Consider the following 12008-nt stretch of genomic DNA (forward strand, 5'->3'; position numbering starts at 1 on the left):
CAGTGTGAGCCGCCTGCTATTGAACTGCGACATCGGCGAGAGTTTCGGCAGCTGGACCATGGGTCTGGACGCGGAAATCATGCCCTTCATCGATTGCGCCAACATCGCCTGCGGTTTTCACGCCGGCGACCCGAGCATCATGCGCAAGACTGTCAGCCTGGCCCTCAGCCACGGTGTGCAAGTTGGCGCGCATCCGGCCTATCAGGACCTGGTGGGGTTCGGCCGTCGTTCCATGGCCTATGCCACCCAGGAACTTCAAGACATTCTGCATTACCAGATCGGCGCCCTCGACGGCATCTGCCGGGCCCAGGGCGGACGGGTCAGTTACGTCAAACCCCATGGCGCGATGTACAACGACATGATGGCCAACCCAGCGCAATTGCGCGCCGTTTTGCAAGCCGTGGCGTCCTATGACCGCAACCTGCCGCTGATGTTGATGGCAACCCGCGACAACAGCGTCGCGCAGCAGTTGGGCGATGAATATGGCGTGACCCTGTGGTTCGAGGCCTTCGCCGACCGCGCTTACGACAGCGCTGGCAGGCTGGTGTCGCGACAACTGCCGGGAGCGGTGCATCACGCCCCGGAAAAAATCATCGAACAGGCGCTGACCATCGCCCGTGGTGATCCGCTCACCGCCAGCGACGGCAGCGCCCTGCATTTGCAGGCCAACACCCTGTGCGTGCACGGCGACAACGCCAGTTCGGTCGCTGCCGTGCAACGCATCCGTGAAGCCTTGAACCGGCAGTGTGCGTCATGAAGCTGCGGGTGGAAGTGGTGGCGCTGGATTGCCTGATGGTGCGCCTGTTCGATGAAATTGCCGAAACCAACATGCCGTGGATGCTGGCGGCCAGTGAAAGTCTGCGCGCGGTGTTCGCCGGGCATCTGATCGATCTGGTGCCGTCCTACACCACCTTGATGGTGCATTACGACTTGAGCGCGCTGAGTCCCGCCCAGGCCCGGGAATTGATTGCCCAGGCACTGATCGACCTGTCGCCCAATGCGCGTACGCGTGGTACCTGCCATGTGTTGCCGGTGTGGTACGACTTGAGCGTCGGTCCGGAACTGAGCCTGTTGTCGCAACGCAGCGGGTTGGCGGTGGAGGAGGTGATCCGTCGTCACTGCGAACATGAATATCAGGTGTTTGCACTTGGCTTTGCGCCGGGCTTCGCCTTCATGGGGCTGGTGGAAGAGGTGCTCGCCGCGCCGCGACTGGACACACCACGCAAGAAAGTCGCCGCCGGCAGTGTCGGCATCGCCGAACGGCAGACGGCGGCTTACCCGGTGGTGTCGCCGGGGGGCTGGAATTTAATCGGCCGCACGCCGGCCAAATTGTTCGATCGCCACCGTGACGGCTACAGCCTGATGCAACCCGGTGACACCGTACGGTTCGAAGCGGTTGGCCATGCCGAATTCATTAACCTGGGCGGTGACGATACGCCACTGGAGGCCCAGGCATGAGCCGTCTGACAATTGAAGCGAGTACGGCGCTGTGCCTGTTGCAGGATGCCGGCCGATTCGGCGTGCGGCATCTGGGCGTGACCCAGGGTGGCGCGGCTGATTGGCGTTCGATGTCCTGGGCCAACTGGCTGCTGGGCAACGGACTGGATGCGCCGGTGATCGAAATCACCCTCGGCGGATTCACTGTCGTGGCCGAGGATGATTGCGTGTTGGCGCTGGCCGGAGCGGATTTGGGTGCGCAGGTGGATGGCGAGGCGTTGGCCCCGTGGCGCAGTTTCAGGCTGCACAAAGGTCAGCGTTTGCAATTCACCCGGCCGTTGCTCGGGGCCAGGGCTTATCTGGCGGCGCCGGGTGGGTTTGATGCACCGAAAGTGCTGGGCAGCAGCGCGACGGTGGTCCGTGAGGAGCTCGGCGGCCTGGACGGAATGGGTCATGCGCTGGGTAAAGGCGCGTCCTTGAGCTACTCGGGGAGCTCGCTGGTATTGCTGCGCGAGTTGCCGAGCCAATGCGTACCAGATTTCACCGGCGACCCAGTGCTGGATCTGGTGCTCGGTGCGCAGATCGGCGAGTTCAGCGGGCAGAGCCTGTTCGATGCGTTCAACAGCGTGTGGAGCCTAGACAGCCGAGCCGACCGGATGGGGATTCGCCTGTTGGGCACGGCACTGCAGTACCAGAGCAAACCGATGATTTCCGAAGGTATCCCGCTGGGGGCTGTTCAGGTACCGCCCGACGGGCAGCCGATTGTGCTGCTCAATGATCGGCAGACCATCGGTGGTTATCCGCGATTGGGGGCGTTGACGCCGTTGGCACTGGCACGATTGGCGCAATGCCTGCCGGGGGCGCAGGTGCGGTTGCGACCGGTGGTGCAGGATGTTGCCCATCGCGAACAAATCGAGTATTTGCGCCGCTTCAACAACAGCTAAAAGCATCGCGAGCAGGCTCGCTCCCACAGGGATCTTATGCACGACAAAGATCCAATGTGGGAGCGAGCCTGCTCGCGATGGCGTCAGACCAGACAATAAAAGTTATTTGGAAAGAAACCGCATCCCTTCCTCCAACCCCCGAAGAGTCAGCGGATACATCTGGTCCTCGATCAAATCCCGCACGATGTTGGTCGACGAGGTATAGCCCCAGGTGTCCTTCGGATACGGGTTGATCCAGATGAGCTTCTTGTACTTCTCCTTGAACCGCTGCATCCACACGTAACCGGCTTCTTCGTTCCAGTGCTCGACGCTACCGCCCGCCTGGGTGATTTCGTAGGGCGCCATGGCGGCGTCACCGATGAAGATCACTTTGTAGTCGGCGCCGTACTTGTGCAGCAGGTCCATGGTCGAGGTGCGCTCGGAGGTGCGGCGCATGTTGTTCTTCCACACCGATTCATAAATGAAGTTGTGGAAGTAGAAGTACTCCAGATGCTTGAACTCGGTCTTGCAGGCCGAGAACAGCTCCTCGCAAATCTTCACATGGGCGTCCATCGAGCCACCGATGTCGAACAGCAGCAACAGCTTGACGGTGTTGCGCCGCTCCGGCCGCATCTGGATGTTCAGCAGGCCGGCATCCTTGGCGGTGTGGTCGATGGTGCCATCGATGTCCAGTTCTTCTGCCGCACCCTGACGGGCAAACTTGCGCAAGCGCCGCAGGGCGACCTTGATGTTGCGCGTGCCCAGTTCGACGGAATCGTCGAGGTTCTTGTATTCGCGCTGGTCCCAGACCTTGGCCGCCTTGCCCTGGCGTTTGCCGGCATCGCCGACTCGAATGCCTTCCGGGTTGAAACCGCCGGAGCCGAACGGGCTGGTGCCACCGGTGCCGATCCACTTGTTGCCACCGGCGTGGCGTTCCTTTTGTTCTTCGAGGCGTTTCTTGAACTCTTCGATCAGCTTGTCGAGGCCGCCGAGCGACTGGATCGCCGCCCGCTCTTCGTCGGTCAGCGAACGCTCGAATTCCTTGCGCAGCCAGTCTTCGGGGATCAGCGCCTGCAGGTGATCGTCGAGCTTTTCCAGACCGTTGAAGTAGGCACCGAAGGCTCGGTCGAACTTGTCGAAATGCTTTTCGTCCTTCACCAGAATCGCCCGGGACAGGTAGTAAAACTCGTCCATGTCGGCGAAGGTCACGCGCTGTTTCAGCGCGTTGATCAGGTCCAGCAGCTCTCGCACCGAGACCGGCACCTTGGCTGCGCGCATTTCATTGAACAGGTTGAGCAACATGGCGTTGACCCTTATCGGCTGCCGCGACGGCTCATGAACGCCAGACGCTCCAGCAGTTGCACGTCCTGTTCGTTCTTCACCAAAGCGCCGGCCAGCGGCGGGATGGCCTTGGTCGGATCGCGCTCGCGCAGCACCGCTTCGCCGATGTTGTCGGCCATCAGCAGCTTCAGCCAGTCCACCAGTTCGGAGGTCGATGGCTTTTTCTTCAGGCCCGGCACCTTGCGCACGTCGAAGAACACGTCCAGCGCTTCGCTGACCAGATCTTTCTTGATGTCCGGGTAATGCACGTCGACGATCCGCTGCATCGTGACGCGATCCGGGAAGGCGATGTAGTGGAAGAAGCAGCGGCGCAGGAAGGCGTCCGGCAGCTCTTTCTCGTTGTTGGAAGTAATGATGATGATCGGGCGTTTCTTGGCCTTGATGGTCTCGTCGATCTCGTAAACGTAGAACTCCATCTTGTCGAGTTCTTGCAGCAGGTCGTTCGGGAACTCGATGTCGGCCTTGTCGATTTCGTCGATCAGCAGGATCACCCGCTCCTCGGACTCGAAAGCTTCCCAGAGCTTGCCTTTTTTCAGGTAGTTGCGAACGTCGTGGACCTTCTCCGTACCCAGCTGCGAATCGCGCAGGCGGCTGACCGCGTCGTACTCGTACAGGCCCTGGTGAGCCTTGGTGGTGGATTTGATGTGCCAGGTAATCAGCTTGGCGCCAAAGGATTCGGCCAGTTGCTCGGCGAGCATGGTCTTGCCGGTGCCCGGTTCGCCCTTGACCAGCAATGGCCGCTCCAGGGTGATGGCGGCATTGACCGCCAGCTTCAGGTCATCGGTGGCGACGTAGGCCTGGGTGCCTTCGAACTTCATCTGCTAATCCTCGAACGGTAACGCCGACCTGAACGAGGCAGGGCGGGGGGGCGCAATAAAAGAGTCAGTCCCGACTATAACGCGCTGCCCGGTCGACTGTGAACGCAGACGGCTTATTCAGTCTCTGAATGGGGCGTCACATCTTGACTCAGTCTCGGCTGCTGGCCAGTATTGAGCTATCGCCATTTTGGCGATAGCTTGCCGGGCATGTCTACTAAATACCGATTTCGTGACACATACCGCATTCAGTTGCGCGAAAAGGATCATCCACCGCCTCACGTTCATCTAACTGGTGGCGGACTGGACGTCATGTTGAGCCTGGAAACTGTCGAAGTGATGGTAGGCAGGGCTCCACCCCTGATCATCAGGGAAGCACTGGATTGGGTCAGGGCCCATCAGGCGCAACTGCTCGAGGACTGGAAACGATGTTACCCATGAAACGACCACGACTGCTGACCGTACAGGCACTGCCGGAGTATCGCCTGGCGTTGACCTTTATTGACGGCCAGCAACTGACTCTCGACCTGAGCCGGGATTTGCTGGCCTTACCAGGCTTGCAACCACTGCAGGGACGCGCGTTCGATGGCGCGGCTCTGGCTGATGATGGCTGGTGCGTCGAGTGGCCTGAGCAGGACATCCAGATTGGTGCAGACACGTTGTACCTGGATGCGATCGCACAAAATGCCTGCGACGAAAATACCCGGATCTTCATCGACTGGCGCGCTCGCACCGGGCTGTCACTCACACAGGCCGCCGAGGCGCTGGGGGTCAGTACCCGCAGCATCAGTCGTTACAGCCGTGGCAAGGAAGCGGTGCCGCGGTCCCTGGCACTGGCCTGTCTTGGGTGGGATTTCTTGCAGTTGCAAGCGAACGCGCCGCGGGCGGCCGAGGAAACAGGCCGGTACATCGTCACGCGCAAAAGTTAGCCTGCATCCGGCTTGGGTCGTTCATACCGCGCATTGAACGCCTGGATGAAACCATTGCGTAAAATCTGTAAAAAAGCCTGGAATGCGCTGACATCTTGCTGATGCACGTTGCCCTTGAGTTCGACCCGTGTCGCAAACTGGTTTTTGCCCTGGTTTTTCAAGACGGTCTCGGTGCCGCCGACGAGGGCTTCCCAAATCGAGCGGAACAGCCCTTTGTCCTCGCTTTGCACATCCTGCTGCCAATTGAACACATCAACATCGCGCAGCAGTGGCTTGATATAGCCGGTCAGTCGTCCCTTGTTGGCTGAGGCTTCGATCACCACGTCGCCATGGCCGGCATTGAAGTCGAACTTGCCGTAGGCCGCGGCGAAGTCGTTCAAGCGCTTGAGCTCGATATCCGTGGTGCGCAAGCGAAACTCGAAGTCTTCGAAGTCGCTCAAGGGATCGAAAGTGGCCGTGGTTTCCAGTGGCGCGTGCCCCAGCAGCAGGGCTTTGCCTTCGAAGCGCGCATCACGCTTGCCTTTGGTGTCGACCACGTTGGTCAGGTTGTAGAGGTTGGCATCCACGTTTGTGGCATTCATGTTCACAGGTGGTTTTGAGTTGAAGTTGCGAAAACTGATCTTGCCGTCGTTGATCCGCACTTCGTTCAGGGTAATGGGCAGCAGCTTGCCTAATTGTGCTCGCCAGTCGGTACCCTCGCCGGTCTGGGAATTTTGCTTGTTGGCCCCGCCATCGACGAAGTTGACCTCGGGATTGATGAACTGTACCTCGGCTACTACCGCCCGGTCGTACCACAGCGAATGCCAACTGACCGAGAGGTCGATCAACGGCGCGTTGACGAAAGGCACCGGAACCTTGCCATCGATCTTGACGATTTTCAGTCCGTTGATTTTGTAGGCTCCACGCCACAGGGCCAGGTCCACGTCGGTGATTTGGCCGCGGTAGTCACCCATGTTCGCCAGTCGCTCATTGAGGTAGTCGCGCACCAGATAGGGCAAGGCGATGTGGAGCGCTATCAGCAACAGAACGAGGCCGATGAGGGTCCGCAGGGGCCAACTGTATCGACGTTTCATGGTGGCAAATCTCTGACGATCTAAAGCCATTGACTGCACTGATAAGCGGACGTTCGACCTGACTGGACGCCTGCGGGCAAGAGGGCTTACCTTGATGCCCTATTTCAATGCTGTCGTTAAGGACCCAGCCATGAGCCGCATTTTCGCTGACAACGCCCACTCCATCGGCAACACGCCGCTGGTGCAGATCAATCGCATTGCGCCGCGCGGTGTGACCATCCTGGCCAAGATCGAAGGGCGCAACCCGGGTTACTCGGTCAAGTGCCGGATCGGTGCGAACATGATCTGGGATGCCGAGGGTAGTGGCAAACTCAAGCCGGGGATGACCATCGTCGAACCCACCTCCGGCAATACCGGCATCGGCCTGGCCTTCGTGGCCGCCGCCCGTGGCTACAAACTGATGCTGACCATGCCGGCGTCCATGAGTATCGAACGCCGCAAGGTGCTCAAGGCACTGGGTGCCGAACTGGTATTGACCGAGCCGGCCAAAGGCATGAAGGGCGCCATCGAGAAAGCCGGTGAAATCGTTGCCGGCGACCCGTCGAAGTACTTCATGCCGGCGCAATTCGACAACCCGGCCAACCCGGCCATCCACGAAAAAACCACCGGCCCGGAAATCTGGAACGATACCGACGGCGCGGTCGACGTGCTGGTGGCAGGCGTCGGAACCGGTGGAACCATCACCGGGGTTTCACGCTATATCAAGAATACTCAGGGCAAACCGATACTCTCAGTGGCGGTGGAACCGGCGGTGTCGCCGGTGATCACCCAGGCCCTGGCCGGTGAAGAAATCAAGCCGAGCCCGCACAAGATCCAGGGCATTGGTGCCGGTTTTGTGCCGAAGAACCTCGATTTGTCGATCGTCGATCGGGTGGAACTGGTCAGCGACGAAGAGTCCAAGGCCATGGCCTTGCGCTTGATGCAGGAAGAAGGGATTTTGTGCGGGATTTCCTGCGGCGCTGCCATGGCAGTGGCCGTTCGGCTGGCCGAGACCCCGGAAATGCAGGGCAAGACCATCGTCGTGATCCTGCCGGATTCCGGTGAGCGTTACCTGTCGAGCATGCTGTTCAGTGATCTGTTTACCGAGCAGGAGAATCAGCAGTAAGCGCTGAACATTGGCGGGTTGTGGCTGGCGGTGATGGTTGAGGCGTTGTCGCTGGTTGCGATCCATTGAACTGGTCTGGTTGATGATGGATTGGCATCAGCCCGCGTTCAGGCACCTTATGTTAGTAAATGCTTTGTTGCACATTCATTAACATTGAATGTTGAAAAGTGCAGGTTTTCACCGGGTCGGTAGTGTTTATCATGCTGGCAGCCATGTCGGGCAATGGACGTGGTGGCATATCGTTTATCTTCAAAGGAGTTGTTGATGACCTTATCGTTTGCCGCGAAGGCCTCGTTGTTGCTGCTGTTTCTCGGCAGCACCCTCTATGTGCATTTACGCGGCAATGCGCGTCTGCCGGTTTTGCGCCAGTTCGTTAACCATTCGGCACTGTTCGCACCCTATAACTCCTTGATGTACCTGTTTTCCAGTGTACCTTCGAAACCGTATCTGGATCGCAGCAAGTTCCCGGAACTGGATGTGCTCAAGGACAACTGGGAGGTGATTCGCGACGAAGCGATGCACTTATTCGACGAGGGGTATATCCGCGCGGCGGCAAAGAACAACGACGCCGGTTTTGGCTCGTTCTTCAAGAAGGGCTGGAAGCGTTTCTATCTCAAGTGGTATGACAAACCGCTGCCTTCCGCCGAAGCCTTGTGCCCGAGAACCGTGGAACTGGTCAGTAGCATTCCCAGTGTCAAAGGCGCCATGTTCGCGCTGCTGCCGGGCGGCAGCCACCTCAATCCGCATCGTGATCCGTTTGGCGGCTCCCTGCGTTATCACTTGGGCCTGTCCACCCCCAATTCCGATGATTGCCGCATCTTTGTCGACGGGCAGGTTTATGCCTGGCGCGATGGTGAAGACGTGATGTTCGACGAGACCTACGTGCACTGGGTCAAGAATGAAACGCAAAAGACCCGCGTCATCCTGTTCTGCGATATCGAGCGTCCGCTGAGCAATCGCTTCATGACCTGCATCAATCGCAGTATCAGCGCCTGTCTGGGTCGCGCCACCGCCCCTCAGAACCTGGACGACGAGCGTGTGGGCGGGATCAACCAGGTCTACGCCTGGAGCAAGAGCTCCAGCGATCAATTCAGTGGTGTGATCAAGCAATGGAAGCGGCGCAACCCCAAGGCCTACCGTGTACTGCGTCCAGTACTGGCGGTGGTGGTGCTGACGTTGTTGGGGTATTGGTTGTTTGGCTGAAGCCGGTTTCAGAATAAAAGAACCGCTCGTTGTGAGCGGTTTTTTTTTGCTTGCGAGTTTTAAGGGCGTCCGGCGAGAAGGCTAGGTTCTTCGCCGTCGATGCCTGTTACAAGTATTTTTAGAAGACGCTGCTGACTGGCAGTCAGCTCTACAGCGGCGGTCTTTTTTTCCGTATGACGCGAGCTTTTCCTTGTGGGGGATTTTTTGATTACTTTGCGCATTTTCCCTCCGCTGCTGGTCATTAATTGAACAATTTTCACGATACAAGGTTCTCCAGGGTTTTGACAAGACGGCCTTCTATATCGAAGTCAAATCCAAGCTGTTGATAAATTGAAACCGCGCCAACCTGCGGCTCTTGAACTTCGAGGAACCGGCAACCGATGAGCTGCGCGTATTGTTCAATGGCAATCAGCGCCAGTGTCGCAATACGGTTTCTCAAAGGATGCGCCTCCTTTGGACGTCCCTCTAACCGTACAATGCGCATCCGCAGACGACTGTTGTTTGGATTCGCAAAGCACATGCCGCACAGTTCGTCGTCGAACCAGATGGCAATATCCAGAGCCAATGGCTCTCGTGCTTTCCACCCAACGACTTCATTCCAGGAAAAGTGCGGATCCTCCCAAAGCACAAAAGCATTCAATGCCCGTGTGTCAATCGGTTCAAAGCGCACCTTCGATAAATCGAACGCAGTAGGGCCGATCCGTTCCAGCTCATACTGCAACTGTGCAGTGCTGGCACCAGCAATCTTTCTGGCCTGAGACTTGTACAACTGATACCGAAGATGAGTCCTTTCCCTTGGCATGTGATCTCTTGCATTCCATTCCCCATCGTTGGGCGTTGCAGTTGCTCTCAAGCCTAGGTAGCACCCTCTCCCTTGTCGTTACTGGCCTTTTGACCAAGTCGTTGCAATCCATGTCGCACGCTGGTTATAGTCGGCGCACGGTGAGTTTCAGGACTCACTTTTTCATCCCTCGATCAAAGATCAGCCCAATGCCTGCATCCCTCATCAACGCGATAGTCGATTCAGCGGTCAACGCTGGCGTCGTGCCGTGTGGGAATCAGCAGCCCGGGCAGATCAGTCATTACCCCCCACCTGTCAGCAGCACGCCGGTGTGCGCAGTCGTATCACCGCCAGGCGTTGGCATTTCGGGCTGATCAGCTGCCTTCTGCTGTTCCCCATGCCTGCCTGAAAAACTACTGGATTTCAGCTTTTTGCTGAGTTGGCTTTTTGCCTGACTACAGGTGGTATCCATGCTTGTCCTTTCGAAAAAATCCGCGCTCGCGGCGGCGTCCACGAGCCTGTTCGTTCTGCTGTGGAGCAGCGGGGCGATTTTCTCCAAGTGGGGGTTGGCCCACGCGTCACCCTTCGCCTTCCTGATGTTTCGTTTCGTCATTGCGCTATGCGGTCTGGTGTTGCTGGTGCCGTTGCTCAAGCTGAAATTGCCCAAGGGCGGCAAACCGATGCTGTATGCGATGACTACCGGTGTGGTGTTGTTGGGGGCTTATCAGATTTTCTATCTGCTGGCCCTCGACCTTAAAGTCACCCCCGGGGTGATGGCGACCATCATGGGCGTGCAGCCGATCCTCACCGTGGTGCTGATGGAGCGCCAGCGTTCCTGGAGCCGAATGTTCGGTCTGGCCCTGGGGCTGACCGGGTTGGTCATGGTGGTCTATCAGGGCATCGGACTGGCCGGGATGTCGTTGGCCGGGATGCTGTACGGGTTGCTGGCGCTGGCGAGCATGACGTTCGGTTCGATCATGCAGAAACGCATCACCGACAATCCCCTTGGCACATTGCCGGTGCAGTATCTGGCCGGACTGCTGTTGTGCGGGATTTTCGTACCCTTCCAGCCGTTTCACTTCGAACACAGCAGCGGTTTCATCTTGCCGGTGCTATGGATGGGGCTAGTGGTGTCGGTGCTGGCGACACTGTTGCTGTACCGCTTGATTGCCCGGGGCAATCTGGTGAATGTCACCAGCCTGTTTTACCTGGTGCCGGCGGTCACGGCGGTGATGGACTATCTGATCTTCGGCAATCGCCTGGCGATGTTGAGCCTGTTCGGCATGCTGTTGATCATCGTCGGTCTGGTGTTTGTGTTCCGTAAAACAGCGTAATTGCGAGGAAACCCGATGAGGCCTGGAGCGATGCTCCGGGCCTTCGTGATTTTTGGCGTCATCTGAAACACAACAACTCTACCGGTCCGCCACCAATTGCGGTTTCACAGCAGCCGGCTTCAACACCAACCACAACGCCAGCGCAATCAACAACCCGCCATAGATATGCGCCATCGACAGTGGCTCATCGAGAAACAGCGCCCCCCACAACACGCCGAACAGCGGGATCAAAAAGGTCGTAGTCATCGATTTCACCGGACCAATCGAGCTCAGGAGCCGGAAGTAAATAATGTACGCAAACGCCGTGCATCCCAGGCCCAACCCCAGCAACGAGAGCCAGACACTCCAGCCGCCCCAGGTCGCGGGTGGTTGGCTGATCACGCTGTAGCCGAACAGCGGCAGCAGGAACAACGTCGCGCCGAGCATGCTGCCCACTGCCGACAAACGGCTGTCGAGACCACCGGCCTGATCGAGCCAGCGGCGGGCCAGAAACCCCGCAAATCCGTAGCAGGTGGTCGCAAGCAGGCAGGCGACGGCACCCATCAGCAGTTGTAGATCGAACGCCACCGGACCGGCTCGGGTCAGCACGCCCACGCCGAACAGCCCCAGGAACACGCCGCCGAGTTTGGCGCCAGTGAGCCTTTCATGGAAAAACAGGCCGCCAATCAGTACGCCCATCAAGGGGGTCGTGGCATTGAAAATCGACGAGTAACCGGCCGGCAGCACCTGCGCGGCCACCGAATAGAGCGTCGCCGGAATCCCGGAGTTGATCACCCCGAGCAGCATCACGGTCTTGAGTTTGCCCTTGAAATCCCAACTGATACGCATCAGGCCGAGAATCACCAGCAGTCCGGCAGCGGCTATCGATACACGGAAAAAAGCGGTAGGAATGCTGCCGATCACCGGGGCGATGATGCGCATGAACAGAAAACTCGCACCCCAAATGGCCGCCAGGGACAGTAAACGGAAAATATCGACGGGGTTCACAGCGAGGTCCTTCCTTGGGGGAGGGGCGAAAGTGTTGCTGAGTGTGTGATCGATGGCAACCGAAAACCGGGCATTTAATT

15 protein-coding genes are annotated in these 12008 nt (G+C 58.4%); 8 read left to right on the top strand and 7 right to left on the bottom strand.

What is annotated here, in order from left to right; all coding sequences use genetic code 11:
- Nucleotides 1-4: 4 nt before the first annotated feature.
- The 3 genes from WHX55_RS06865 to WHX55_RS06875 are packed head-to-tail and all read left to right on the top strand — an operon-like array spanning nt 5 to nt 2381.
- Entirely contained in the window at nt 5-757 is a 753-nt protein-coding gene (locus WHX55_RS06865; protein ID WP_353742276.1) for a 5-oxoprolinase subunit PxpA, read from the top strand.
- Nucleotides 754-1458 carry an allophanate hydrolase subunit 1 gene (locus WHX55_RS06870; RefSeq protein ID WP_353742277.1) on the top strand — a complete coding sequence of 235 codons (705 nt, stop codon included), beginning with the start codon at nt 754-756 and terminating at the stop codon, nt 1456-1458. Before WHX55_RS06865 ends, WHX55_RS06870 begins: the two co-directional genes overlap by 4 nt.
- Nucleotides 1455-2381 carry a biotin-dependent carboxyltransferase family protein gene (locus WHX55_RS06875; protein ID WP_353742278.1) on the top strand — a complete coding sequence of 309 codons (927 nt, stop codon included), beginning with the start codon at nt 1455-1457 and terminating at the stop codon, nt 2379-2381. The genes WHX55_RS06870 and WHX55_RS06875 overlap by 4 nt, the downstream gene beginning before the upstream one ends.
- 102 nt (nt 2382-2483) lie before the next feature.
- Here WHX55_RS06875 and WHX55_RS06880 read toward each other — a convergent pair whose 3' ends face one another.
- On the bottom strand, nt 2484-3662 hold the full coding sequence (locus WHX55_RS06880) for a VWA domain-containing protein (RefSeq protein ID WP_008049176.1): 1179 nt from the start codon (nt 3660-3662) through the stop codon (nt 2484-2486).
- An 11-nt stretch (nt 3663-3673) separates the two neighbouring features.
- Nucleotides 3674-4519 carry a MoxR family ATPase gene (locus WHX55_RS06885; protein ID WP_057715989.1) on the bottom strand — a complete coding sequence of 282 codons (846 nt, stop codon included), beginning with the start codon at nt 4517-4519 and terminating at the stop codon, nt 3674-3676.
- A gap of 207 nt (nt 4520-4726) precedes the next feature.
- Here WHX55_RS06885 and WHX55_RS06890 point away from each other — a divergent pair, with 207 nt between their 5' ends.
- Nucleotides 4727-4957, top strand: coding sequence for a DUF4160 domain-containing protein (locus WHX55_RS06890; RefSeq protein WP_191624905.1), 231 nt, complete (start codon nt 4727-4729; stop codon nt 4955-4957).
- Nucleotides 4945-5445: a DUF2442 domain-containing protein gene (locus tag WHX55_RS06895; protein ID WP_150757545.1), complete on the top strand. Its 501-nt coding sequence runs from the start codon at nt 4945-4947 to the stop codon at nt 5443-5445. Before WHX55_RS06890 ends, WHX55_RS06895 begins: the two co-directional genes overlap by 13 nt.
- On the opposite strand, the gene WHX55_RS06900 is transcribed toward WHX55_RS06895, so the two are convergent.
- Nucleotides 5442-6518, bottom strand: a complete 1077-nt coding sequence (locus WHX55_RS06900) for a DUF748 domain-containing protein (RefSeq protein ID WP_150755692.1) — start codon at nt 6516-6518, stop codon at nt 5442-5444. The two genes, WHX55_RS06895 and WHX55_RS06900, sit on opposite strands and share 4 nt — an antisense overlap.
- A 130-nt stretch (nt 6519-6648) precedes the next feature.
- Between WHX55_RS06900 and cysK the strand changes: the two genes are divergently transcribed.
- Nucleotides 6649-7623: a cysteine synthase A gene (gene cysK, locus WHX55_RS06905; RefSeq protein WP_150724362.1), complete on the top strand. Its 975-nt coding sequence runs from the start codon at nt 6649-6651 to the stop codon at nt 7621-7623.
- A gap of 264 nt (nt 7624-7887) precedes the next feature.
- Nucleotides 7888-8826: an aspartyl/asparaginyl beta-hydroxylase domain-containing protein gene (locus tag WHX55_RS06910; protein WP_150755693.1), complete on the top strand. Its 939-nt coding sequence runs from the start codon at nt 7888-7890 to the stop codon at nt 8824-8826.
- Nucleotides 8827-8885: 59 nt separating this feature from the next.
- On the opposite strand, the gene WHX55_RS06915 is transcribed toward WHX55_RS06910, so the two are convergent.
- The 3 genes from WHX55_RS06915 to WHX55_RS06925 form a co-directional block, all read right to left on the bottom strand.
- On the bottom strand, nt 8886-9086 hold the full coding sequence (locus WHX55_RS06915; protein ID WP_150755694.1) for a hypothetical protein: 201 nt from the start codon (nt 9084-9086) through the stop codon (nt 8886-8888).
- Nucleotides 9083-9628 carry a GNAT family N-acetyltransferase gene (locus WHX55_RS06920; protein ID WP_353742279.1) on the bottom strand — a complete coding sequence of 182 codons (546 nt, stop codon included), beginning with the start codon at nt 9626-9628 and terminating at the stop codon, nt 9083-9085. The genes WHX55_RS06915 and WHX55_RS06920 overlap by 4 nt, the downstream gene beginning before the upstream one ends.
- 280 nt (nt 9629-9908) lie before the next feature.
- Nucleotides 9909-10079: a hypothetical protein gene (locus WHX55_RS06925; protein ID WP_191629389.1), complete on the bottom strand. Its 171-nt coding sequence runs from the start codon at nt 10077-10079 to the stop codon at nt 9909-9911.
- On the opposite strand from WHX55_RS06925, the gene WHX55_RS06930 reads away from it, so the two are divergent.
- A complete protein-coding gene (locus WHX55_RS06930) occupies nt 10078-10941 on the top strand; it encodes a DMT family transporter (RefSeq protein WP_151213414.1) in 864 nt (287 codons plus the stop codon). The two genes, WHX55_RS06925 and WHX55_RS06930, sit on opposite strands and share 2 nt — an antisense overlap.
- 78 nt (nt 10942-11019) lie before the next feature.
- On the opposite strand, the gene WHX55_RS06935 is transcribed toward WHX55_RS06930, so the two are convergent.
- Nucleotides 11020-11928 (bottom strand): DMT family transporter, encoded by a 909-nt coding sequence (locus tag WHX55_RS06935; protein ID WP_150724365.1) that lies wholly within the window; start codon nt 11926-11928, stop codon nt 11020-11022.
- Nucleotides 11929-12008 lie beyond the last annotated feature (80 nt).

The organism is Pseudomonas fluorescens, assembly GCF_040448305.1.
Classification (GTDB): Bacteria; Pseudomonadota; Gammaproteobacteria; order Pseudomonadales; family Pseudomonadaceae; genus Aquipseudomonas; species Aquipseudomonas fluorescens_BH.

Coding starts and splice junctions, on each gene's coding strand:
- WHX55_RS06870 (WP_353742277.1), top strand. CDS start 754: ATGAAGCTGCGGGTGGAAGTGGTGGCGCTGGATTGCCTGATGGTGCGC.
- WHX55_RS06875 (WP_353742278.1), top strand. CDS start 1,455: ATGAGCCGTCTGACAATTGAAGCGAGTACGGCGCTGTGCCTGTTGCAG.
- WHX55_RS06880 (WP_008049176.1), bottom strand. CDS start 3,662: ATGTTGCTCAACCTGTTCAATGAAATGCGCGCAGCCAAGGTGCCGGTC.
- WHX55_RS06885 (WP_057715989.1), bottom strand. CDS start 4,519: ATGAAGTTCGAAGGCACCCAGGCCTACGTCGCCACCGATGACCTGAAG.
- WHX55_RS06890 (WP_191624905.1), top strand. CDS start 4,727: ATGTCTACTAAATACCGATTTCGTGACACATACCGCATTCAGTTGCGC.
- WHX55_RS06895 (WP_150757545.1), top strand. CDS start 4,945: ATGTTACCCATGAAACGACCACGACTGCTGACCGTACAGGCACTGCCG.
- WHX55_RS06900 (WP_150755692.1), bottom strand. CDS start 6,518: ATGAAACGTCGATACAGTTGGCCCCTGCGGACCCTCATCGGCCTCGTT.
- cysK (WP_150724362.1), top strand. CDS start 6,649: ATGAGCCGCATTTTCGCTGACAACGCCCACTCCATCGGCAACACGCCG.
- WHX55_RS06910 (WP_150755693.1), top strand. CDS start 7,888: ATGACCTTATCGTTTGCCGCGAAGGCCTCGTTGTTGCTGCTGTTTCTC.
- WHX55_RS06920 (WP_353742279.1), bottom strand. CDS start 9,628: ATGCCAAGGGAAAGGACTCATCTTCGGTATCAGTTGTACAAGTCTCAG.
- WHX55_RS06930 (WP_151213414.1), top strand. CDS start 10,078: ATGCTTGTCCTTTCGAAAAAATCCGCGCTCGCGGCGGCGTCCACGAGC.
- WHX55_RS06925 (WP_191629389.1), bottom strand. CDS start 10,079: ATGGATACCACCTGTAGTCAGGCAAAAAGCCAACTCAGCAAAAAGCTG.